Source organism: Acinetobacter sp. 24-47-62 (assembly GCF_056779765.1).
The window spans coordinates 95,333-119,250 of record NZ_JBWYIN010000005.1 but is presented as its reverse complement, the minus strand read 5'-3'; the positions used below and the strand labels follow the sequence as shown (position 1 = coordinate 119,250).

At 38.4% G+C, this 23,918-nt stretch carries 22 protein-coding genes and 3 tRNA genes; 14 read left to right on the top strand and 11 right to left on the bottom strand.

Annotated features, from left to right (window positions below):
* The first annotated feature begins 42 nt into the window (after positions 1-42).
* Positions 43-273: a hypothetical protein gene (locus AC1M87_RS05565; protein WP_051586562.1), complete on the top strand. Its 231-nt coding sequence runs from the start codon at positions 43-45 to the stop codon at positions 271-273.
* On the opposite strand, the gene AC1M87_RS05560 is transcribed toward AC1M87_RS05565, so the two are convergent.
* From AC1M87_RS05560 to AC1M87_RS05535, 6 genes are all read right to left on the bottom strand, one after another.
* Positions 274-726: a DUF2726 domain-containing protein gene (locus AC1M87_RS05560; protein ID WP_481593172.1), complete on the bottom strand. Its 453-nt coding sequence runs from the start codon at positions 724-726 to the stop codon at positions 274-276.
* Between the two features lie 65 nt (positions 727-791).
* Positions 792-867: transfer RNA gene (locus tag AC1M87_RS05555), tRNA-Asn, on the bottom strand.
* A 505-nt stretch (positions 868-1,372) separates the two neighbouring features.
* A tRNA-Asn gene (locus AC1M87_RS05550) sits at positions 1,373-1,448 on the bottom strand.
* A gap of 6 nt (positions 1,449-1,454) precedes the next feature.
* A tRNA-Asn gene (locus AC1M87_RS05545) sits at positions 1,455-1,530 on the bottom strand.
* Between the two features lie 153 nt (positions 1,531-1,683).
* Complete coding sequence (locus tag AC1M87_RS05540) at positions 1,684-2,310, bottom strand: superoxide dismutase (protein WP_092765960.1); 627 nt, start codon at positions 2,308-2,310, stop codon at positions 1,684-1,686.
* A gap of 161 nt (positions 2,311-2,471) precedes the next feature.
* Positions 2,472-3,230 carry a Nif3-like dinuclear metal center hexameric protein gene (locus AC1M87_RS05535; protein WP_481589697.1) on the bottom strand — a complete coding sequence of 253 codons (759 nt, stop codon included), beginning with the start codon at positions 3,228-3,230 and terminating at the stop codon, positions 2,472-2,474.
* Positions 3,231-3,400: 170 nt separating this feature from the next.
* Between AC1M87_RS05535 and AC1M87_RS05530 the strand changes: the two genes are divergently transcribed.
* The gene (locus AC1M87_RS05530) at positions 3,401-4,588 is read left to right on the top strand and encodes a trypsin-like peptidase domain-containing protein (protein WP_180028696.1); all 1,188 of its coding nucleotides are present in this window, start codon (positions 3,401-3,403) and stop codon (positions 4,586-4,588) included.
* A 235-nt stretch (positions 4,589-4,823) separates the two neighbouring features.
* Here the strand turns inward: AC1M87_RS05530 and AC1M87_RS05525 are convergent, their stop codons facing one another.
* Together AC1M87_RS05525 and radA are read right to left on the bottom strand one after the other, a co-directional pair.
* Positions 4,824-5,828 carry a Tim44 domain-containing protein gene (locus AC1M87_RS05525; protein WP_481593171.1) on the bottom strand — a complete coding sequence of 335 codons (1,005 nt, stop codon included), beginning with the start codon at positions 5,826-5,828 and terminating at the stop codon, positions 4,824-4,826.
* Positions 5,829-5,959: 131 nt separating this feature from the next.
* Positions 5,960-7,348: a DNA repair protein RadA gene (radA, locus tag AC1M87_RS05520; RefSeq protein ID WP_481593170.1), complete on the bottom strand. Its 1,389-nt coding sequence runs from the start codon at positions 7,346-7,348 to the stop codon at positions 5,960-5,962.
* 187 nt (positions 7,349-7,535) lie between these two features.
* Between radA and AC1M87_RS05515 the strand changes: the two genes are divergently transcribed.
* Positions 7,536-7,934: a hypothetical protein gene (locus AC1M87_RS05515; protein ID WP_481593169.1), complete on the top strand. Its 399-nt coding sequence runs from the start codon at positions 7,536-7,538 to the stop codon at positions 7,932-7,934.
* Positions 7,935-7,991: 57 nt separating this feature from the next.
* Here AC1M87_RS05515 and AC1M87_RS05510 read toward each other — a convergent pair whose 3' ends face one another.
* Positions 7,992-9,350 (bottom strand): alanine/glycine:cation symporter family protein, encoded by a 1,359-nt coding sequence (locus tag AC1M87_RS05510; protein WP_481593168.1) that lies wholly within the window; start codon positions 9,348-9,350, stop codon positions 7,992-7,994.
* 322 nt (positions 9,351-9,672) lie between these two features.
* Between AC1M87_RS05510 and AC1M87_RS05505 the strand changes: the two genes are divergently transcribed.
* From AC1M87_RS05505 to AC1M87_RS05485, 5 genes are all read left to right on the top strand, one after another.
* On the top strand, positions 9,673-11,070 hold the full coding sequence (locus AC1M87_RS05505) for an amino acid permease (RefSeq protein ID WP_481593167.1): 1,398 nt from the start codon (positions 9,673-9,675) through the stop codon (positions 11,068-11,070).
* A gap of 150 nt (positions 11,071-11,220) precedes the next feature.
* Positions 11,221-11,415, top strand: a complete 195-nt coding sequence (lptM, locus tag AC1M87_RS05500; protein ID WP_092765967.1) for an LPS translocon maturation chaperone LptM — start codon at positions 11,221-11,223, stop codon at positions 11,413-11,415.
* A 46-nt stretch (positions 11,416-11,461) separates the two neighbouring features.
* Positions 11,462-12,706, top strand: a complete 1,245-nt coding sequence (lysA, locus tag AC1M87_RS05495; RefSeq protein ID WP_481588528.1) for a diaminopimelate decarboxylase — start codon at positions 11,462-11,464, stop codon at positions 12,704-12,706.
* Between the two features lie 11 nt (positions 12,707-12,717).
* Positions 12,718-13,560: a diaminopimelate epimerase gene (gene dapF / locus AC1M87_RS05490; RefSeq protein WP_481593166.1), complete on the top strand. Its 843-nt coding sequence runs from the start codon at positions 12,718-12,720 to the stop codon at positions 13,558-13,560.
* A gap of 112 nt (positions 13,561-13,672) precedes the next feature.
* Positions 13,673-14,590: a tyrosine recombinase XerC gene (locus AC1M87_RS05485; RefSeq protein WP_481589703.1), complete on the top strand. Its 918-nt coding sequence runs from the start codon at positions 13,673-13,675 to the stop codon at positions 14,588-14,590.
* A 60-nt stretch (positions 14,591-14,650) separates the two neighbouring features.
* On the opposite strand, the gene AC1M87_RS05480 is transcribed toward AC1M87_RS05485, so the two are convergent.
* Positions 14,651-16,321, bottom strand: coding sequence for an amidase (locus tag AC1M87_RS05480; protein WP_481589704.1), 1,671 nt, complete (start codon positions 16,319-16,321; stop codon positions 14,651-14,653).
* Positions 16,322-16,657: 336 nt separating this feature from the next.
* On the opposite strand from AC1M87_RS05480, the gene AC1M87_RS05475 reads away from it, so the two are divergent.
* Positions 16,658-17,032: a hypothetical protein gene (locus AC1M87_RS05475; protein ID WP_481588525.1), complete on the top strand. Its 375-nt coding sequence runs from the start codon at positions 16,658-16,660 to the stop codon at positions 17,030-17,032.
* A 209-nt stretch (positions 17,033-17,241) separates the two neighbouring features.
* Positions 17,242-19,389, top strand: coding sequence for a bifunctional mannitol-1-phosphate dehydrogenase/phosphatase (gene mtlD / locus AC1M87_RS05470; RefSeq protein WP_481593165.1), 2,148 nt, complete (start codon positions 17,242-17,244; stop codon positions 19,387-19,389).
* A 93-nt stretch (positions 19,390-19,482) separates the two neighbouring features.
* On the opposite strand, the gene AC1M87_RS05465 is transcribed toward mtlD, so the two are convergent.
* Positions 19,483-19,977, bottom strand: a complete 495-nt coding sequence (locus AC1M87_RS05465) for an Lrp/AsnC family transcriptional regulator (protein WP_481593164.1) — start codon at positions 19,975-19,977, stop codon at positions 19,483-19,485.
* Positions 19,978-20,089: 112 nt separating this feature from the next.
* Here AC1M87_RS05465 and AC1M87_RS05460 point away from each other — a divergent pair, with 112 nt between their 5' ends.
* From AC1M87_RS05460 to AC1M87_RS05445, 4 genes are all read left to right on the top strand, one after another.
* The gene (locus AC1M87_RS05460) at positions 20,090-20,698 is read left to right on the top strand and encodes a LysE family translocator (RefSeq protein WP_035266421.1); all 609 of its coding nucleotides are present in this window, start codon (positions 20,090-20,092) and stop codon (positions 20,696-20,698) included.
* A 452-nt stretch (positions 20,699-21,150) separates the two neighbouring features.
* Entirely contained in the window at positions 21,151-21,903 is a 753-nt protein-coding gene (locus AC1M87_RS05455) for an electron transfer flavoprotein subunit beta/FixA family protein (RefSeq protein WP_035266425.1), read from the top strand.
* 18 nt (positions 21,904-21,921) lie between these two features.
* A complete protein-coding gene (locus AC1M87_RS05450) occupies positions 21,922-22,854 on the top strand; it encodes an FAD-binding protein (RefSeq protein WP_481593163.1) in 933 nt (310 codons plus the stop codon).
* 232 nt (positions 22,855-23,086) lie between these two features.
* Entirely contained in the window at positions 23,087-23,695 is a 609-nt protein-coding gene (locus AC1M87_RS05445; protein WP_035266431.1) for a hypothetical protein, read from the top strand.
* The last annotated feature ends 223 nt before the right edge of the window (positions 23,696-23,918 follow it).

The window sequence follows — 23,918 nt, the reverse complement described above, 5'->3', positions numbered from 1 at the left end:
TTCTGTTATATTGCCTCGGACTCAAAAACACAGGTTTTGTTGATGACTTCATCAAAAAAGAAATTCACCACTAAATTTATTTTATTGGCAAGTCTTGGTCCCCTTATCCCGTTGCTTATCATTGCGATCGCTTTTTTTGCAGTAAAGAGTGATGCAAAAAACAAAGCAGAGTACGATCGTTTACGTGCAGAACAGGCCGCGCGAATTGAAGCTAGAGAAAAACAAGAGCAACTTGAGCAGAATGCTTCATCTGTTGCAGAGCCTTTGAACTAATTATTTTTTAGCAAGAATGTCTTTTCTGAGACTTTGAATACTTGGGATATCGTTATAGCGAAATACTCGATATCCTGCTTCATAAAACATTTGATCGCGTTCAGCATCTTCTTGTTCCTTACCAAGATGACTGGGATCATCGAGCTCGATAATGGCGATAACTTTAAGCTGATCATCCAGTAAGACAAAGTCAGTCACTTTTCGATTAAATTTAGCTCGAATCTTTAGAATGGGGTTTGTGATTAAAGCGCTAAAAGCGACTTGAGCAAGCACATGGTATTGCGGAAAACTCTCTTTTAATCTAAAAAACATTTTACTTTCAAATGCGGTAATAATGCGTTTGGGGTAAAAGCGTTGTGGCTTTTTAAATAATTGTTGAAAGATAATGGTGAGCAGGGCAAGGGTTGCAATAACACCAATAATTAAGAAAGTAATTTGACTGGATTGAAACACAGGAATTCGTAAATAAAAGCACATATAAGAAAAAACCCACTCGATTGAGTGGGTTTTTAGAATCTTGGCTCTCCAACCTGGGCTCGAACCAGGGACCTGCGGATTAACAGTCCGTCGCTCTACCGACTGAGCTATTGGAGAATCTGGTACGCATTCTATGAGTCAAATGAAGAGAGGTCAAGCCTTAACATTGAAAAATATTAGAAATATGAATCAACTGATTTAAATTTAATCTAAGTGAAACGATCTATAGCTTTTTTAATAAATGGACATACTCTGCTTTGCTTTTCAGTGGATTCGCTTTACGGCATAAACTCATAAGTTCCATAATGGTTTGTTGTGATGATTCCACATGTACCTCGTTTTGAATTTTTTTAATCAGGAGTGTGTGTTCAGAGGATAATTCTGAAGTGCAGTGATACAAACGTTCATACATAAGTGCAGGGGCTACTTTATTATGTTCAGATTTCTGAGTGCATTGAAATATAAAGATGAGACTGCCAACAAGTAGAGACCAGAAAATCAGTGATTTAAGCCAAGGTGTATTCATTTTTAGATTTTTTTAGAAAATTAGAATAATTCTATAGCAAATCAAAAATTTAGGCAGAAAAAAACCCAAGTCATTATGCTTGGGTTTTTAGAATCTTGGCTCTCCCACCTGGGCTCGAACCAGGGACCTGCGGATTAACAGTCCGTCGCTCTACCGACTGAGCTATGGGAGATTAGATTGGCTCTCCAACCTGGGCTCGAACCAGGGACCTGCGGATTAACAGTCCGTCGCTCTACCGACTGAGCTATTGGAGAATCTGATGCGCATTTTAGGGTTGAAATTACTAGTCGTCAACCAATTATTGTAAAGAAATGAATAGTTTGATTTATTAATACTCAAATTGATGTAAATAACAAAAAAACCATCCTAAAAGGATGGTTTTTTAAACGTAATAAGACGGTTAAATCTTATTTTTCTACGCCAGCTTCTTGACCAGCATATTTCGCATTAGCGTAATCCCAGTTCACTAAGCTTTCTAAGAAAGTAGAAATATACTTAGGACGAGCGTTGCGGAAGTCGATGTAGTAAGCATGTTCCCAAACATCGATCGTTAATACAGCCACTTTACCATGAGCAAGTGGAGTATCAGCATTTGAAGTTTTCATGATAGAAAGTTTACCATTTACTTCATCAGCAACTAACCAAGCCCAACCTGAACCGAATTGAGTTGTAGCAGCAGCCGCAAATTCTTCAGCAAATTTTTCGTAAGAACCGAAAGCTTCGTCGATTTTAGCAGCTAAAGCACCAGTCGCTTTACCACCACCATTTTTAGCCATACAGTTCCAGTAGAATGTGTGGTTCCAAACTTGTGCTGCGTTGTTGAAGATACCCGCTTTAGAAGCATCACCAGCAGAAGCTTTGATGATTTCTTCAAGCGTTTTACCTTCAAGATCAGTACCTGCAATTAGGTTGTTTAAATTAACAACATAAGTATTGTGGTGTTTGTCGTGGTGGTATTCTAAAGTTTCTTTGCTGATGTGTGGAGCAAGATCTTCGTAACCGTACGGAAGAGCTGGTAAAGTAATCGTTGTCATGTTTTAAGTTCCTTGCATTGTGCTGGGTTTTACATCGAAGTGCACTTATTGTAATAGATTCTCACCATATTTTGCGCATTACTTATAAATAAGAATACAGAATAAAGCGTGAATTAATACGTATAAGCTCACTCCAATTTAAAACGCGTGGTTAAATCAATTTAAATAGGATTATTGAGTTCAACGTAATGATATTCAAGACCAAATTGTTCACAAATTGCTTGACCTAGTCGTTGAACACCATAACGTTCAGTCGCATGATGTCCACATGCGTAATAATGCACATCTAATTCTACAGCTTGATAAAAGGTACGCTCACTGACTTCACCTGAAATATAAGCATCGCAATTTTGTTCGGCAGCTTTAGTGATAAAGTCTTGAGCCCCGCCAGTACAAAATCCAACTTTTTGAATACTTGGTTTATCAGCCATCAAATGTATCGCATCATAATTAAGTTGTTGTGACACAAAAGCTTTAAACTCATCTGGTGTCATTGCATTTTTTAAATAGCCGATATTTCCAATGGGATGACGTTCACTCGGATCAAGTGCTTCAATTTGATCAAGATGAAGTAAATCTGCTATCGCAGCATTATTTCCCAAGCTAGGGTGGCTATCGAGAGGTAAATGATAAGCTAATAGTGAAATATCATGTTGAATGAGTGATTTAATTCGCTTGCCACGCATTCCTGTAATAGGAGATGGCTCACCTTTCCAAAAATAGCCATGGTGAACCAATAAAACATCAGCTTGCAGCTCGATTGCAGCATCAATGGCTGATTGAGAAGCCGATACAGCACAAACAATTCGTTTTACTTCTGTTTTACCTTCGATTTGCAGACCATTGGGAGCGTAATCTTTAAATTCATTGGCCTTTAGGGTCTGATCACACCATTGGATAATGTCGTTTAGCTTTGCCATAATGTTCTTAAGTCTGTGAAAATATAAAGATCAAAGCATATTTTTAATCTTAACTAAAGCCGAACAAAACTATTTTCACAATTTTAGGTATATAAATTTTTTTTGATTACAATATGCAGTCATAAAATACTTTTGTCATCAATAAATTAAAATTCTCAGAGGATATTAAAGTGCGCCGGTCCTTTACATGGTTACCATGGGTGTTACTCATCATTGTCATTATTAGTTTTGTCACATGGCAAAAACTAAATCAACCAAAGCCTCAAATAGCAGCTGATGGATATAAAATGCCAGCTGAAAAAGTAGAACCTTTGGTGGATACGACACGTTCTGGGGGAGTAGTGTCATACAATGCTGCGGTAAAGGTCGCAGCACCTGCAGTCGTTAATATTTTTACAACACAAACAGTAAAAAAAGTGGATCATCCGATTTTAAATGATCCTGTTTTTAGAGAATTTTTTGGTGGTCAATTACCTGAACGTTTTGGACAAGAACCAAATGAAAATAGTTTGGGTTCGGGGGTGATTGTTCGACCTGATGGTTATATTCTGACTAATAATCATGTGATTGCACAGGCTGACCAGATTGTTGTGGCTTTGTATGATGGTCGTCGAGCAGAAGCCAAAGTAATTGGAACAGATCCTGATACGGATTTAGCAGTCATTAAAATCGAAATGGACAAACTGCCAGTGCTTCCTTTCAAACTGAGTGGAAATGAAGTTGGAGATGTTGTACTCGCAATTGGTAATCCATTTGGCGTGGGACAAACAGTTACGCAAGGGATCATATCTGCGACAGAACGTTCGGGATTGGGTATAAATTTCTATGAAGATTTTATTCAAACCGATGCTGCTATTAATCCAGGTAATTCTGGGGGAGCACTCATTGATGTTGCAGGTAATTTGATTGGGATTAATACTGCAATTTTCTCGCAATCGGGTGGTTCTTTAGGAATTGGTTTTGCTATTCCTGCTAAAGTCTGCCAGCAAGTTCTGAATTCAATATTAAAAGAAGGCAGAGTAATTCGAGGGTGGCTAGGTATTGGTTTGGCGAATCCGACGCAACCCGATGTATTACAACCTCGTGAGAAGGGTGTAATTGTGAGCAGCGTCTATGAGTCTGGTCCTGCAGATAAAGCTAAGATTAAAGTCGGTGATCGGATCATGAAAGTAAATGATCAGGAGATCAACAACCCATCACAATTGATTAATTATGTTGCAATGCAATCACCGAATACCTCTGCAAAAATTGAGATTTTACGTGAAGGTAAGAGCATCAATACTGAAGTGGTTATTGGTGAACGACCAGCTGAAACCAGCGATCGTAATAGCCAGTATATTCCATTACCTCGTCGTTAAATTAACAAGCCCCAGTAATATGGGGCTTTTTTATAATTCTTAGATTCTATATTGTTTCATACCTTTGAATGAATCTGAATAAATCTGCTATTTAATAATTAAATACGGTCATGCATTCCTAAGTGACGGTGAGATAGAGTTTTAACACATGCAAAATTGAATTCACTCAACAATGATTAAACAGTGTACGAAACAAAAAAAGCCAGTGGTTCACTGGCTTTTTTTGAGAATAAAATTAGCTTTCCTGTTGAATACCCGCAACCAACCAATCTTGACTAGAACCTGCTGGTTTAACGAAATGCCAAACTTCAGCAAACGGTTGTGGAAGGCTATTTAAGTCTTCACTTACCGTACCCGTGAAACGAACGCTGACAACGTATTGACCATTTTCAGTCGCAGAATCAACAACCATAGCATTCAGATTTGAAAACTCAGCTACGTCTTGATCTTGGTTACCCATAATATCGTTATACATCGATTGATAAAGATCAGGCGTCAAATAACGTTGAATCTCAGCAATATTACTTGCCGTATTCATCGATTGAATATGGTTGAAGCGTTGGCGTGCAATGCGTAAGAAAGCAGCTGGTTCAGTTCCGTCAGGTAGCTGACTTCCACTAGACATTGTTGCTGTACCAAAAGGAGCTTGTGGTGCTTGACCAAACGGCGCTTGAGATGCAGCTGTGCCACCGCCCACAGATTGACCAAAAATATTGGTATTGTCATTAGACACTGAAGGGCGAGGTGCAGCAGTTTGACCAAACGGTGCAGATTGTGGACCTGAACTGTTTGGTGCATAAGGGTTGTTAGCCGCTAATTTTTTTTTTGCTCCGAATTTACGGAAGATGAAGAACGCAGCAGCAGCAATAATCAACAACCAGACCCAACTTGGGATACCACCTTCTTCCTCAGGTTGTGCAGCAACTTCTGCTTGACTCGCTGGAACAGTATCATCATCTGCTAAAGCATTTGCTGCGACTGCACCAATTGCAGCACCAGCAACACCAGCAGCGACCATACCACCCACACCAGGACCAGACTTTTGTGGCGCAGTCGCTGGAGCAGCAGGTTGTTGGGCAGGAGTAGCTTGACGTGGTTGCTGATATGATTGGGTTGGAGCAGCAGAACGGCTCATACCATGGCTTTTACCACCACCAGCACGTTTTGCTTCTGCAAAAGGAGCTACCATGAGTGTCGCCATTAAAATACCCGCAACTAAACTACGCTGTCGAACTTCCATCTAAAATTCCTATTTTAAAAAGTTAATTTCACACTGTATTTATGCAGTCTTTTGGCTTAAATTTCAACTTAAACCTCAATTTTTTTCAGTATTCATACACAGTGTATAGTTAAATAAATTGATCAGCTGAATTAATGTTCATCCGCTAAGCTCATCGCTTCAGTTAAAGCTTCATGTAGACGGGCAACGGCGATAATGCGAACACCAGGAATATCCTTTTGTGGTGCATTCGCTCTAGGGACTATAATATATTTAAACCCGTGCTTAATTGCTTCCTTCAAACGTTCCTGCCCGTTAGGTACGGGACGAATCTCTCCCGATAATCCCACTTCGCCAAATACAGCCAATTGCTGAGGGAGTGCTTTTGCTCTCAAACTTGAAGCACAGGCCAATAAGACGGCGAGATCTGAACCTGTTTCAGTAATTTTTAAGCCACCAACAACATTCACATATACGTCTTGACCAGAAGTTTGAACACCACCATGTCGGTGCATGACGGCGAGTAGCATATTCAAACGGTTTTGCTCAAGACCTAATGCAACACGGCGAGGTTGACCATGCGCGTCATCTACTAGGGCTTGCACTTCAACTAAGAGTGGACGTGTGCCTTCTCGACTAATCATGACGATAGAACCAGGAATCGCTTCATCATATCGGCTAAGAAAGATGGCTGAGGGATTGGCAACCTCTCTAAGCCCTTTATCAGTCATCCCAAAAACACCGAGTTCATTGACTGCACCAAAACGATTTTTAACAGCTCGAATCATTCGATAACGTGAATCAGATTGACCTTCAAAATAAAGTACGCAATCGACCATGTGTTCTAAAACACGAGGGCCAGCTAAAGCACCTTCTTTGGTCACATGACCCACAATAAATAAAGCTGTTCCGCTGTTCTTCGCAAAACGTGTCAGAAGGGCTGCTGATTCTCGAATTTGAGAAACGCCGCCTGGCGCAGACTGTAAAGTTTCAGTGTATAAAGTTTGAATCGAGTCTAAGATCGCGACAGCAGGTCGTTCATGCGCTAATACTTCGCAAATACGCTCTACGCACGTCTCAGCCATCACTTTTAATTGATCAGTTGGAAGATCCAAACGATTGGCACGTAATGCAACTTGAGATAAAGATTCCTCACCAGTGACATATAGGGCGGAACTTTTCGCTGCAGCCATATGGGTTGCCGTCTGCAAAAGAATTGTTGATTTACCAATACCAGGGTCACCACCGATCAGTACAACTGAACCAGTAACAAGCCCTCCGCCTAAAACGCGATCAAATTCTCCAATCCCTGTTGCTAAACGTGTTTCGTGAGAAACTGAAACTTGATTCAATGTAGTGATTGATGCTGCTTGACCAGCATAACCACCTGCAATTTTTGGATTTGCACGATGCGTAATCGCAGGGGCAATGGTGACTTCAACTAAACTGTTCCATTCTCCGCATTCTGAGCATTGACCTGCCCATTTAGGATGATCTACGCCACATTGTTCACAGCGATATACACTTTTTGCTTTAGCCATAACTTGATATAGGTTTTTTGAATTTCTATATGCTGAGCATACTGAGTAAAGGTCACGAAAACAAAAAAATATTGATCAAATTTAAAAACAATAAGACAAGTCATGACGTGTGCTTTAACGAGATATTGAATTAAAGCGATCATGAATTAATTTATACTCATATCAAGAATCGACTGAGTTATTTGATATGCGCTTGTACGCCCAACATATTGATGCCATCGCACGTGAAATACAGCGTGATGTGCTGTTTATTCATTTTGAGAATTACACGGATGATCAGAATGAGGAAGAAAATATTCGAGATCTTGTGATTACATGGCTTGAACAACATGAAATTGAATTTGAGCCATGTCTAGGTTTGTCAGGTGAGGATGAAATTGATAGCTATCTGGGTGACCTATATCTAGATATTCCTTTTGATGAGCAAAATAAGCAGTATCAGCTGGTTAAAAATTATCTTGAAGATGATCAAGGCAATATGAAAATTGAACATGTTCTATTTTTTGTATTGAGCTTAGAGGTTGCGGAAGAAATTGCAAAGGATCAAGAGGAAAAACAAAATTTGAACGATCAGAAATTTTCGTGAAAAGACAAAAAAAGCCTCATCAATGAGGCTTTTTTTGGTTTGATTCTATTAATTTGTTTAATAAAGCTCACCAGATTTTCGTCGTTCAATAAAATCTTTAGATTCTTTCGCAATAACTCCAGAAAGTAACAATAAGGCAATTAAGTTTGGTGCTGCCATTAAACCATTGAAGGTGTCTGCGAAAAGCCAAACTAAATCAAGTGTGACGACACAGCCTACAAATACTGAAGCAATATAAATGAGACGATAAATAAATACTGACTTTTCACCCAGTAAATAGGTGCAACATTTTTCGCCGTAATAACTCCAACCTAAAATAGTTGAATATGCAAAAAAGATGATTCCGAACGTAACAACCCAGCCCCCAAATCCTGGTAGTAATTTGTCAAAAACACTAATGGTCAGAACAGCCCCAGTTTGATCACCAAATGTTTGTCCAGCCATGATGAAGCCCATGACTAAAACAATACCTGTGATTGAACATACAACAATTGTGTCAATGAAAGTACCAGTCATTGAAACTAAGCCTTGACGGGCAGGGTGGTCAGTTTTAGCTGCTGCCGCTGCAATTGGAGCAGAGCCCATACCAGCTTCGTTTGAAAATACACCACGGGCAACACCGTAACGAATCGCTGCACCAATCGCACCACCTGCTGCCGCTTCACCTGTGAATGCATAGGTAAAGATCATTTTTAAAGCAGGAACAACTAATTCAAGGTTATTGAAAATAATAATTAGCCCGCCAATGACATAGCCTAGAGCCATGACTGGAACAATAATTGAGGATGCTTTGGAAATAGACTTAATACCGCCTAAAATCACCAATGCAGAGAAAATTGTAATAATGATGGCAGTGGTGAGCGTGCTTATACCCAAACTATTTTCTACTGCTAGTGCCACTGTGTTTGATTGAACTGAGCTACCAATACCAAAGGATGCTAATGTACCAAATAATGCGAAGAGGACTGCGAGCCACTTCCATTTCGCGCCAAGTCCTCGTTCAATGTAGTACATTGGACCACCAGACATTTCTCCTTTTTCATTTTTTACACGGTATTTGACCGCCAAAACACCTTCACCGTATTTGGTTGCCATACCGAAAAATGCAGTCATCCACATCCAGAATACAGCACCCGGACCACCCAGTACACAAGCAGTCGCTACCCCTGCGATATTACCTGTACCAATCGTGGCTGAAAGTGCGGTCATGAGTGAGGCAAATTGTGAGATATCTCCCGAGTCTTTTTTTTCTGGGTGTTTCCCGAACACTTGTTTAAATGCCAAAGGAAGCATCCTGAATTGCCAAAAAAGTAGACGGAATGTTAAGAAAACACCTGTCCCAACAATCAGCACCAGCATATAAGGTCCCCAGACTAAGCCGCTGAGTGTTTCCATGATTGATTGTATTTCTTGCATAAATTACCTTCTTATTTTCCTGATTGTTTTTTACATGCATGATCAAGCAAGGGATATGCCATACTTTTGCGCGATCAAACACATCATTCCTTTTGATTATTTTTTGCACTTATATTTTTTACATATAACAACAAGATTTTCAATATTTTACTCAAAATAAGATAAATAAATATGATGAATAATTGATCACTCTAGTGATATATAAGAAAAATGAATTAATACTTTAAACTAATTAGAAAATATTGATCGTGCTAATTTTCTTTTTGAAATCTGATTTTTTTCAGTTAAGTTGTGCCGATTAATATATTTGGTGAATTTGAAAATGTCAGATCAAAATATAAATTCGCCTCAGCAAAATGGTGAATTACAACGAAGTCTATCCAATCGACATTTGCAGTTAATTGCAATTGGAGGCGCAATTGGGACAGGTTTGTTCATGGGCTCTGGGAAAACAATTAGCCTAGCTGGTCCTTCAATCCTTGTAATTTACATGATCATCGGTTTCATGGTTTTTTTAGTGATGCGAGCACTAGGCGAATTGTTGCTTTCAAATTTGCAATATAAGTCGTTTATTGATTTCGCCACGGATTTAATTGGACCATGGGCAGGTTACTTTGTGGGCTGGACCTACTGGCTGTGTTGGATCACCATCGGTATTGCAGATTTATCGGCGATCATTTATTACCTTCAGTTCTTCAATAATGGGATGCCTTTTAGCCCTGAAGAAGGGGTAATGATTAGCATCGCTGCAATCGTATTTATTATGGGATTGAATCTTGTTACAGTGAAACTGTTTGGTGAATTAGAATTCTGGTTTGCTTTAATCAAGATTATCGCAATTGTGGTTTTAATTGGCGTTGGCTTTTGGATGATATTTACAGGTTTCACTTCTACATCAGGTGAAATCGCAGCATTTAGCAATATTTGGTCAAACGGCGGGATCTTCCCAACAGGTGCAATCGGTTTCTTGGCAGGCTTCCAAATCGCAATTTTTGCTTTTGTGGGTGTAGAACTGGTGGGTACAACCGCAGCTGAAACTAAAGATCCTGAAACGAACTTGCCGAAAGCTGTCAACTCGATTCCTATTCGAATCATTATTTTCTATGTTTTGTCGTTGCTGGTGGTGATGTCGGTTACACCATGGAATAAGATTGATCCGAATATTTCCCCATTTGTAAACTTGTTTAGTCAAGCAGGTATTGCAGCCGCTGCTATTATTATGAATTTGGTTGTATTGTCTTCAGTGATGTCATCGATGAACAGTGGCGTATTCTCAACCAGCCGCATGCTGTTTGGCTTGTCGCGCGAGACTCAAGCTCCTGAAGCTTTTGGAAGACTGAATAAGCGAGCTGTGCCAGCGAATGCCTTGTATTTCTCAGCAGTATGTTTGTTACTAGGGGCAGCACTGCAATACTTCGTACCGAATACGGTGGAAGCATTTACTTTAGCGACAACACTTTCCACCATTTTATTTATTTGTGTATGGTTGATGATTATTTGGAGTTATGTGGTGTATTACAAAACACGCCCAGAACTTCATGCCAAATCGACATTTAAACTACCAGGTGGATTGGTGACATGTGCGATTGTTGCTATATTCTTTATTGGCATGATTGGAGTATTGGCTTTAGAAGATGATACTCGCCGTGCATTGATGGTGAGCCCCATCTGGTTTGTTATTCTGATCATTGGTTATTTTGGTTTTTATAAGAAAAAATAAAAACTTATAAATGATTTGCAATTTAGGTCAAAAGAAACGTCAGTAATTACTGGCGTTTTTTTATTACTGTTATTAATCTGTTGCGTTAAATACTTTGGTGAATTAGATGATCAAGGTATACTTCTATAAATTTTACTGATAGGTGTGGGTATGCGTATTTTGATCGGAGTTATCAGTGCAGCCGTTGTTTCAATCTTGGCTGGATGTGGTCAGACTGGTGCATTACAACTACCCAGTGATCCAAACTATGACAAGCGAGCACAATATTTAATTTATAAAAACAATGATCGCCCAAGTCAGGATCAAGCTGAACCTAAAGCAGATGCTGCACCTACTCAAGATTAATATTCATTTATTTTTTTCTCCAGCGCAATTTAGAAAGGATACATCCATGAGTTTCCCTCGCATTCAAGGGGTTTTGCACGCAGAACAATGTTCATTGGATCAACTTGCTCAGCAATTTGGTACACCACTTTATGTTTATTCAAAAGCAACTTTTGAAAAACATTATTTGGATATGGATCGTGCTTTTAATTTTATCGATCACCAAATTTGTTTTGCAGTGAAGTCAAACTCAAATATCGCTGTTCTAAATGTGTTGGCGAAACTTGGTTGCGGGTTTGATATCGTGACTGGTGGTGAATTAGCACGTGTTTTACGCGCAGGTGGTGACGCTTCTAAAATAGTCTTCTCTGGTTTGGGCAAGTCTGAAGCTGACATTCGTCAAGCATTAGAAGTGGGTATTGCGTGTTTTAATGTGGAATCATATGCAGAGCTTGACCGTATTCAAAAAGTTGCAGCAGAACTTAATGTAAAAGCTCCAATTTCACTTCGGGTAAATCCAGATGTTGATGCCAAAACACATCCATATATCTCGACTGGTCTTAAAGAAAATAAATTTGGTATTCCTTCTGATTCGGTATATGAAACGTATCAGTATGCAGCAAGTTTAAGTCACTTAGATATCGTAGGAATTGATTGTCATATTGGTTCACAATTGACTGAAACTCAACCTTTTGTTGATGCACTTGATCGTGTCATGAACATGATTGAAGCATTGAAAAAATTAGGGATCAACCTCAAACATATTGATATTGGTGGTGGTCTTGGTGTGACTTATAAAGATGAAGTTCCACCGACAGTTGAAGAATATGCAAATGCTTTACGTCCTGCATTAGAAAAACTTGGTCTTAAAGTGTATATGGAGCCAGGGCGTAGTATTTCGGCGAATGCTGGCGTATTGGTGACGAAAGTTGATCTTTTAAAGCCAACCAATCATCGCAATTTTGCAATTGTTGATGCAGCAATGAATGACTTGATTCGTCCTTCTTTGTACGAAGCTTGGATGGATATCCAAGAGGTTAATCAAAATTCGCAAACTGAGAAAAAAGTTTGGGATGTGGTTGGTGCGATCTGTGAAACAGGTGACTTCCTCGGTAAAGAGCGTGAACTTGCGATTCAAGCGAACGATCATTTGGCCGTTTTAGGTGCAGGTGCTTATGGTTTTGTGATGAGTTCAAATTACAACAGCCGAGGTCGTGCAGCAGAGGTGATGGTTGACGGTGATCAAGCACACTTAATTCGTCAACGTGAAACGATTGAGTCTCTGTGGGAACGTGAGTCCTTATTGCCTTAAGGAGACAATAGATGTTGCTAGAATTTACTAAAATGCATGGTCTGGGTAATGACTTCATGGTGGTTGATTTAATCAGCCAACGTGCTTATCTAGATCCTGTCATGATTCGCCGTTTGGCTGACCGTAATTTTGGCATCGGTTTTGATCAGTTATTAATTGTTGAAACACCAGATCATCCGAATGTGGATTTCAAATATCGCATTTTTAATGCGGATGGTTCTGAGGTTGAGCAATGTGGCAATGGGGTTCGTTGTTTTGCCAAATTTGTTCATGATCGTCATTTAACCAATAAAAATAAATTCAAAGTGCAAACAAAGGCGGGGATCGTCGAGCCTGAGTTGGGTGCGAATGGATGGGTGCGTGTGAACATGGGGTATCCGAAGTTCTTACCGAACCAAATCCCATTTCTAGCAGAAGCGCCTGCTGCTTTATATGATTTAGCTTTAGCGGACAATGAGACGATCAGCATTGATGTGGTTAATATGGGAAATCCGCATGCAGTGACTATTGTTCCAGACGTGTTAACTGCTGATGTTGCTAAAATAGGCCCGCAAGTGGAGTCGCATGAACGTTTTCCTGAGCGTGTAAATGCTGGATTTATGCAGATCGTTGATGAAAAACATGCTCGATTACGAGTTTTTGAACGTGGTGTGGGAGAAACATTAGCTTGTGGTACAGGTGCATGTGCTGCTGCTGTCTCAGGTATGCGCCGTGGTTTATTGTCTAGCAATGTGGAAATCGAACTTGCCGGCGGTAAATTGCTGATTGAATGGAAAGAGGGAGATGTGGTTTGGATGACTGGTCCAACTGCAACGGTTTATGAAGGTCGTTTGGATCTACGTTATTTTCAATAAAACTTATTTCCTAACTAAAAAGCCCTGAAATTCAGGGCTTTTTACTTTATGATTTGTTGGAATGCCCACGAGTATTGATGATTAGACATCGATTCAATAGAGAGAAAGCCAAATGCAATATGGCGCAATGCAATTGCTGTCAATGTGGTTGAAAGAGAGAAAGATTCAAAATCAATCTGAGCATACGCTTGAGGCGTATTTCCGTGATGTGTCTGGTTTCATTGACTTTTGTTATGAAAAGAAAATTGAATTAAATCAGGTTGAAGCATCTGATTTACGAGAATATATGGCTTATAAGGTTGAACATCATCAACTCAATAGTGCAAGCTTACAACGTCATTTAACAGCCATTCGTCAATTCATGAAATGGGCTGTGGAAGGGAAATATGTATCGAATAATCCCATTCATGATTTTAAGTTAAAAAGACAGCCAAGGCCTTTGCCGGGTATGGTTGATGTCGAAACGATTCAGCAAATCATGGATCAACCTGCACCTGAATCCTCTCAAGATCATCTCTTGTGGTTAAGAGATAAAGCTATTTTGGAGTTGCTTTATTCAAGTGGTTTGCGATTAGCTGAAGTACAAGGATTGAATATTCGAGATATCGATTTTACACGACAATTACTTCGAATTACGGGTAAGGGAAATAAAACTCGGGTTGTTCCTTTTGGTTTAAAAGCGAAAACAAGTTTAATTGAATGGCTCAAAGTCCATCGTATCTGGTGTGGAGACATTGAATTGGATTCCCCAGTTTTTATTACCAAAAAAGGGAGTCGATTGACGAATCGACAGATTGAAAATCGAGTCAAATTGCAAGCACAAAGAGCGGGCGTAAATGTGGATTTACATCCTCACTTACTGCGACACTGTTTTGCTAGTCATCTGCTTTCAAACAGTGGTGATTTACGAGCAGTTCAAGAAATGCTAGGTCATAGTAATTTATCTACGACACAAATTTATACTCAGTTAGATTTTGATCGTTTGGCTCAAGTCTATGATAAAGCTCACCCTAGAGCCCAAAAATCTTAATCCTCAGTATTAAGTATATTGAATATACCTAATACTGTACTGAATGATAAAGTTATCTGTTTATAGTGCTGGTGTGTGTATAGGTATCATACGTGCGGGATTCACTTTTTGGAATGCGACTGCGATTTCAAATAAAGTCGGCTCATCAAATTCACGAGCAATAAACTCGATGTTAACATTCATAGGATAACTACTGCGACTTGAGTTGACTGATTTAGCAGGCATAGATAATGCAGGAAAACCACTAAACGGACTTAGGCGATTATTGGTACCTGTGGTCGGGCTACTTCCTAAATTACCAGCGAACCCAGTAATAGAAGGGTAGGCTAAAGCGTCGTATTGTACGCCTTTACGAGTACCATCTAGTTCAACATTATTTAAAGCGCTGTTCATGCGTAAGCGCACGAATGGACTTCTTTCAATGGTGTTGCGCTCATAATTCTCAATATATGAAGCACTTGTTGGATCAGAATTATAGCCACTGAAGTTACGGATCATTAGTTCACTAGCGAGTAAATCTTCATACGATTGGTAAATACTTCTTGTGGTCTTTAAATACTCTGTAAGTGATATTTTAAATTCAGCACTTGAAAGACTCGAATAACGTGTCAAAATTGTATTTAGATCGCTTATTGTAACTATTTCTACAGTTGCTCCAGCCTCTTCAAGTTTAGTAATTGCGTTGTCCATTGCTTCTTTAACGAGATTGTAGTCTTCTTTCTGTTGAGTGGTTGAACCTTCGGAAGGGTAAAGTGCTTGTACTATACCAATACGCTTTCCTGCAAGACTTACAGTGTCATGAGGAACGTAGCTATTCGGTTGATTAATCAATTCGCGATAAGCAGACTCTGATTTTAGAAGAGGAGAAGTACGTGCAAATTCACTGCGTTGATTTGAACTTAATGAGCTATCGAATCCGATCATTGCATCCATTAACTTTGCACAGTCAATAGCTTGTCTACACATTGGTCCAGCAGTATCTTGAGTTGGTGCCAGTGGAATAATTCCATCTTGGCTCAAAAGACGTAAAGATGGTCGTAAACCGACAAGACCCTGTACTGATGAAGGCACACGAATTGACCCTCCCGTATCAGTTCCTATTCCCACCATTGCAAAACTTGCAGATATGGCAGCGCCAGTTCCTGATGATGAACCACCTGGGCCTTTACTTAAGTCATACACATTTTTAGTTTGATCACCTAGAGTTGATTTTCCACCAAAGCCGAAAGCGAACTCATCAAGATTGGCTTTTCCTAAAATGATTCCGCCATTTTCTTTGATATTTTTTATGATATAGGCATCATCATGTGGAAAATTATCTTTTAATGCTACAGAACCTGCTGTGTTCGCCATATCTACAGCATCAATATTGTCTTTAGCGAGTACAGTGACACAGTGAAGAGGTCCTGAAAGTTTCGAATTTTTTGCAAATTGTTGGTCGAGCACTTCTGCTTCTTTAAGTGCATTTGGGTTTAAAGAAATAATGCTATTGAGCTCTGGACCTTGTCGATCGTAAGCTGATATACGATTTAAATAACCTTGCACAACATCAACACAAGATGAACCTTTGCTTAAAATCGAGTTATGCAAATCACTAATGGTTGCTTCTACAGGATTAAACGGGACAGGAGGCGGCGTGTTAGAATTATTTGTGCTACTTTCATTGTCACCACAGGCTGTTAAGAAAGTTGCTATCGTGACAACAAGCAAAGTTTTTTTAAATGTGATCATGTGCATTCCCCAGATTAAGTTCAAACTGGTTAAGCAATGAATGTGCCATTCTAAAAATGAATGAAATTTACAGTTTTATGCTCCATAAAATAGCTAATAACCATTGATATAAATAAAATGCGTTAATTTAATGCGAATAAAATTATTTGAAAAATAATGTATTGTTGGGATTGAGCTTTTGAAAGCTGCGCTTTTAAAAATAATTTTCCCTTAAACTTTAGCTTAAATTTTTCGAATTGATTTTTTTTAATACGATTTTTAAGGTATAACTTTAATAGATGGATTTAAGTTGTATACAAATTAAAAAATATTTTGCAGGAATGATTAGGTCAAGCCATGATTGACAATATTGATCAAAAGTATCAGCAACTCTCTTCAGCACAAAAAGACATTTTTGCAGGTTATGGTTTACGTCAGGTGAAACATTTTGTGGAAATCAATTTACCGATGATTGAGGCCGCTCTACCTAACAATGCCTATGTGCAGGGTATTAATACTGAAGGAAAAATCCAAGCGATTGATCCAATAGCATCTAAGACTTATTTGTGGATTTCTGATCAGCAATGGCAAGAAAGACCTATTGCAGATCAAGGAGTTGATTTGAAAGAAGACTTTATTGAAGTTTGGAAAATTTTTGAACTAGAACAATATCCTATTATTGAATTGAGTCACGTCCATCGTGATTACTTGGCGGCGCTCAATCAAGTTTGAAAAAAATCATTTAAAAAACAGGGCTAATAATTTTAGCTCTGTTACTTTATAGAAAATTAAATTTACCCATTTCCAACAACTCAATACATAAAGATAAAATTATTGATTAAATAACGTTCAATTTTGTTTCATATATTTATTCTGCTCATTCGATTCAGTCAAATTCTTTACACTTGTCTAGTAATTTTGAATTTTTTGGAGAGGGGTAAATGATTAAATTTCATGAAAATAATATCCATGCCGCCATTTTTGATATGGATGGCACAATGTTTGATACGGAGCGACTTCGTTTTCAAACTTTGAAGCAAGCATCATTAGAACTCATTGGTGTCGAATTTACAGACGCCTATTTATTATCTTGTTTAGGTTTAAGTGCTCGTAGTGCCGAAAAACTGGCAAATCAGCAATATGGTCAAGAAGTGCCGTATGCGGAAATTAGAAAGCGAGCAGATCAGCTAGAACTTGAGCATGTAAGAAAATACGGAGTGCCGATTAAATTTGGACTCATGCAAGTTCTTGAACGTTTAAGAAAGTCCAATCTGAAAATGGCAGTAGCAACTTCGAGTCGACGTGAAATAGCTGAAGAGTATTTAATCAATGCCAATGTATATAAGTTTTTCGACATTATCGTATGCGGCGATGAGGTTGATAATGGAAAACCACACCCAGAAATTTTCTTAAAAGCTGCTGAGCAACTGAACATTGATCCAACTTTATGTTTAATGTTTGAAGACTCAGAAAATGGAGTGATGTCGGCGTTTGAAGCGGGTGGATTAACGGTATTACTTCAAGATATCAAAGAACCTAATTCAACCATGCTCGAAAAAGCGAATTTCTTTTACGAAAGCATGCATGATTTTCTGGAAGATTTGAATCAATTTACACCAAAATTAAAAATGCCTGCTCTATTTGACTCTTTTCCTCAGACTTTAAATCAGCATGTCGTGGGGATACATGGTTTTGGGGCAATAGGTGGTGGCTATATTGCCCAAGTATTGTCTCATTGGGATGGATATACTCGACCAAAACAAATCTATGCTTCAACGCGGAATTCACTCTATAGAAATAGTGTGAATACTTTTGGTGGTTACAGTATTCGTTATGGGCAACACTCTCATGACGAGCGAATAGACAATATAACCGTCATAGATGCATCAAATATTGAAATGATGCAGCACATGTATATTGAATCAAGTTTAATTGCACTGTGTTTACCTGAAAAGGCAATCGAGCAAGAGGCTAAAACCATTGCTCAAGGGTTGTATGCGCGTTATATCCATTTTGAAGAACAGTTGAATCCTCTAACAGTTTTAATTGTTTTAAACAAAGTAGGCGCAAAATCATTAATTGAACAACAGATTTGTAGTGCTTTGCATGAAATTACGGATGCGAAGACAGTCAATATCATCATGTCGCAGCACTATTTTTGCGATACAGTAGTCAATCGAATGGTAGCGAAAATTACAGATCAAAAACTATTTAGACAGTTAAAAATCAAATACAATATTTTTAGACATGTGCAGGATGAGCATGATTTAGACGTGACGGATGTGGATGAAGGGACGCGTTTAAATGCTGAACAAGAACAATTGGCTACTCAGTATATTGACGATCTATACGAAAAATTCAAATCGGCGCATATTCTACAAAATCTAGAATTGATCTTATTTCATGCCGAAACAGATATGCCACTTTATGTGGAAAATAACAGTCCTTTATTGGCAAAAATGCGCCAAATGATTCTGGTTGAAGAGATTGAAGAGATACAGTTAATCAAAAATCGCATGTGGAATGGTGTGCATGCAATGACAGCATGGGCTGCAAGTTTTCGACAATATGAAACGATCGGGATTGCACTGTCTGATGAGCAAATTTCTAAATTTATGTTGGCAGTACTCCATGAGGTTAAAGTTGGATTAAAGGATCTACTACCACATCGAAAAGAAAATTTAGAATTGTTGGCGAAGAGTTTTATCGACTCTTGTGAGACGGCTTATAAAGACCCATGTGATCGAGTGGCACGAGACCCATATCGTAAGTTAGGTTTTGGTGAGCGGGTACTATCTTCATTGGCATACAATTTTCAACGTGGCAAGCCTTATCAGGAAATTCTCAAAGGGCTTGTATTGGGTTATGCATACGTTATATTGAAGCAAAATCAACGATTTGAAGGTGTGATTCGGCATTTTGCTCAGCAACTTAGTCAAACTGAATTGGAACTTGAGGATCAATTGTATTTGCAGGAAGAGCTGAAACGGAGACTCAAAATTTGTGATCCTAAATTGAGTGAATCAGTGGATCAGCATGTACTTTTAGAAAAAATTTTGAATGAAAAAATCGAGGTTGAAAAAACTTAAAGCATTGAACATTGAACATTGAACTTTTTAACTTGATCAAAATGGATAATCGGTCCGATCTGAAAAGTCAGTCTGATCGATTGCTTAATGGTATTAAATTGATTGCAGGGGCAGTTGATAGCTTTGTTTAATGATTTGACTGGGTAAATCCGTTTTCACACTGGTAATCCCATTTTTTTTGGTTAAGTGTTCTGACTGAAATTTACGATAGTTCTCCAAATCAGGTACGATAACTTTTAACATCGCATCACATTCGCCCAAAATAATATAGCATTCCATGACTTGAGGGAGTTCTTTCATCGCTTCAATAAAAGTATCGATGGTTTCAGCGTCTTGTCCCACCAACCAAATACGCGAAAATAGAATAAGTTGTAATCCGATTTTTTGAGGATCAACAATGGTTGTGTATTGCTGGATGACTCCAGCATCTTCGAGAATTTTTACGCGTCTTAAACAAGAGGATGGTGATAAGCCAATCTCTTTGGCTAAATCATTATTTTGAATTCGACCGTTGGTTTGAAGTTCATGAATGATACTTTTATCGATACGATCTAATTTAACTGAAATTGATTTAGATATTATTTTCATATATTAGAATTAAATTCTAAAAATTAAAGAATAAATAGAATATTTGAAATCCTATTTTATGTAAATTCGAAGATACTTTTTTTTCATTTTCATTAATGATGGAAGAAAGAAAATGTCTACCTATTGGTTATTTGCTTTGACAGTTATCCCTCTTATTTTTACGCCTGGTCCGGATATGTTATTTATTCTGTCACAGGTAATGGGTAAAAATGCGAAAGCAGGCGTTATGGCGACTTTAGGGGTGTGTTTGGGTTATTTCGTCCATTCTTTTTTAGTCGTTGTGGGTATTGCGGCTATCATTATTTCTTTCCCTATTATTTTTGAAACGATCAAATGGTTAGGAATCTGTTATTTGCTTTATTTGGCATTTAATTTGATTCGATCTGCGCTTAATCACAAAAATATTGAAATTAAACAAAGTCAGGTCATTAGTCCGATTCGACGCGGTTTTATAACATCCTTACTTAATCCTAAAGGTATGCTTATTTATTTTGCGATTTTACCTCAATTTATTAACCAGCATACCTCTTCGATTATGGGACAGGGGATTGTCTTATCCCTAATCTTCATTGGATTATGCTTAATTATTTATTCATCATTGAGTTTTGTATTTGCATTTTTGACACAGAAAACAGGGATAAATGAAAAACGTCAAAAATGGATTGATGGTGGTTCGGGAGTGATGCTTTCATTGGCAGCAACATGGCTCATTGTGAATTAACATTAAAAAAGCGCAAACTAATGTTTGCGCTTTCTATTCAAATAGAATTAACTTTGGTTAAATTATACTCAAAAAGAATAGCTGTTATTGTAATTTTTGCTGTCTGTTATGACATTTTTTACCTCAAATTTGGTGACTCACGCCAACGCTTTTCAACGTAAAATAAGAGTCTACAGCATCAATTCAACTGATGTAGTTAATAAATTAAAAAAATATTAAAAATCAAAGTTTAATTTTTTACAAAAAATATTGAAAAGCTGACAAATTTATTAACAAAATAATTTTGTGAACGCTCCGTTCAACGAAAATTACGCTTTTTTACAGCAGTTTTGTGAATTGTGACTTGACCGAAATGCCAAACACATTGCAAGATAGGACACCTAAAAATTTTAAATGAAGAGTTATTATAACTTTTCTGAATATTTACTTCTGTTAAAACAGCCGAGGATTACATGAAGGCTCTTGTTGCTGTAAAACGTGTGGTTGATGCCAACGTTAAAGTTCGCGTAAAGCCGGACAATAGTGGGGTTGACCTTACTAACGTTAAAATGTCAATTAACCCATTCTGTGAAATCGCAGTGGAAGAAGCGGTTCGCTTAAAAGAAAAAGGAACTGTTTCAGAAATCGTTGTTGTTTCTATTGGTCCTAAAGAAGCGCAAGAACAAATCCGTTCTGCAATGGCGCTTGGTGCAGACCGCGGTATCCTAGTTGAAGCTGATGACAGCCAACTTGGTGCTTTAGAAGTTGCGAAGATTCTTAAAGGCGTTGTAGACGCTGAACAGCCACAACTTATCCTTCTTGGTAAACAAGCAATTGATGACGACTCTAACCAAGTTGGTCAGATGCTTGGTGCATTACTTGGTGCTGGTCAAGGTACATTTGCTTCAGAAGTTAAAGTTGAAGGCGATAAAGTACAAGTGACTCGTGAAATCGACGGTGGTTTACAAACTGTTGAACTAGCACTTCCAGCGATCATTACGACTGACTTACGTTTGAATGAGCCACGTTATGCTGCTCTACCAAACATCATGAAAGCACGTAAGAAACCGCTTGATACTAAATCTCCTGCAGATTTTGGTGTTAATCCTGCAACTAAGCTTAAGACTGTTAAAGTTGAAGCGCCTGCTGAACGTAAAGCTGGTGTTCAAGTGAAGTCTGTTGATGAGCTTGTTGAAAAACTAAAAAATGAAGCGAAAGTGATCTAATACAGAAGGATAAAAATCATGAGTATTTTAGTAATCGCTGAGCACGACAACAAAGCACTTAACGGTGCAACTTTAAACGTTGTAGCTGCGGCTCAAAAAATCGGTGGTGATATCACTGTATTAGTTGCTGGTTCAGGCGCTCAAGCAGTTGCTGATGAAACTGCTAAAGTTGCTGGTGTAAGCAAAGTTCTTTTAGCTGACGATGCTGCATATGCAAACCAATTGGCTGAAAATGTAGCGAAGCTTGTTGCTTCAATTGGTACAGGTTATTCACACATTCTTGCGGCGTCTACAACGACGGGCAAAAACGTACTTCCACGTGCTGCAGCACTTCTTGATGTAAGTATGATTACTGACATTATTGCAGTTGATGGTCCTAAAACTTTCAAGCGTCCAATCTATGCTGGTAACGCGATTGCAACTGTAGAGTCTGGTGAATCAGTTGTTGTTGGTACAGTGCGTGGTACAGCGTTTGATGCAGTTGCTGCTGAAGGTGGATCTGCTGCGGTTGAAGCTGCAACTTCTACTGGTGATGCGGGTATTTCTAAGTTCGTATCTGAAGAAATCGTAAAATCAGAACGTCCAGAATTAACAGCAGCTCGCATTGTTGTATCTGGTGGACGTGGTGTAGGTTCTGGTGAGAACTACCATAAAGTACTTGATCCATTAGCTGATAAGCTTGGTGCAGCTCAAGGTGCATCTCGTGCAGCAGTAGATGCTGGTTTCGTTCCAAACGATATGCAAGTTGGTCAAACGGGTAAAATCGTTGCGCCAGACCTTTATATTGCTGTAGGTATCTCTGGTGCGATTCAGCACTTGGCAGGTATGAAAGATTCTAAGGTGATCGTTGCGATCAACAAAGATGAAGAAGCTCCAATTAATGCAGTAGCTGACTACTGGTTAGTAGGTGACTTAAATACAGTGGTTCCAGAATTAGTTTCTAAAATCTAGTTCAGCATTGCTGTACTAATGCTCTGATCGAGTAATGATTCATTTCATTTTACTTGGTCAGGGCATTTTTATATTTAATCATCAAAAAAATCTCATAAAACAAAATTATAGATTATTCTCATCAAGGGATCAGAATTTACCGTTTTATATGTTTTTTGTAATTGTGATATGATTCGCCATCATTTTTTAAGCTCATTCATACTTTCAATGTATTAATGAGGGAGTTTGTGTTTTGCTGGTCGACACCCGAATAACCTTACCGCTTGTTCTAATCGCGGTCTCATGTTTAATTTTTCCATTATTTAATCAAGTCCATTTCAATGTGTTTGGTATGGAAGACGTGCGTCTGATTGAAAATTTACAGGCTCTTTTATTGTTGTCCTTTGCAGTTATTAGCTATTTTTACATAAAGCCTTTACAGCTTAGAGAAGGTAAGAAAGAGTTTTGGCTTTGGGCTGTTTGCTGGTGGGTTTTATTGTTTGGTCGTAGTACCAGTTGGGGGCGAGATTATTTCCCTGATGTCCCAAAAATCTATTTTCGAGGTATCTCAATTGTATTGATTGGGTCTGTGGTTTTTCCACTATTGAACCAAAAATTACGCACAGAGATTGTGAACAAGTTTAAGACAGCTATTATCCCAGTTTGGGCCTTGGTTTTGGCTGTGATTGGGCTCGTTGTTTCTGATGCGATAGAGCATCATCGCTTTATAGGGATGCTCCTGCTCACAGAAAATAGTAATGAAAGCTTACTCGAAGAGCTGTATGAGTTTCCGTTGATTTTAAGCTTATTTGCAATTTCTTTTAGTTTAATGAAAGCGGACAAGCGCGAACTTCATCATTGAAGAATATTCATGTATTTATAAAGATCCTTACGAGGATCTTTTTTATGTATAAGTAGCAAAAAAGTGATTTTTATCATTCATTTTAGGGCAATACTGTTTAAGAATTTTGTGTTGAAAACTTAGTCATTTTTATGAATAAAATTAAACAGATCATCCATAAAATTTAGGGACAAAAATACGGATTTGTGCTATAATTTTCGGCTGAGTTTTAGAATTTAGCTCC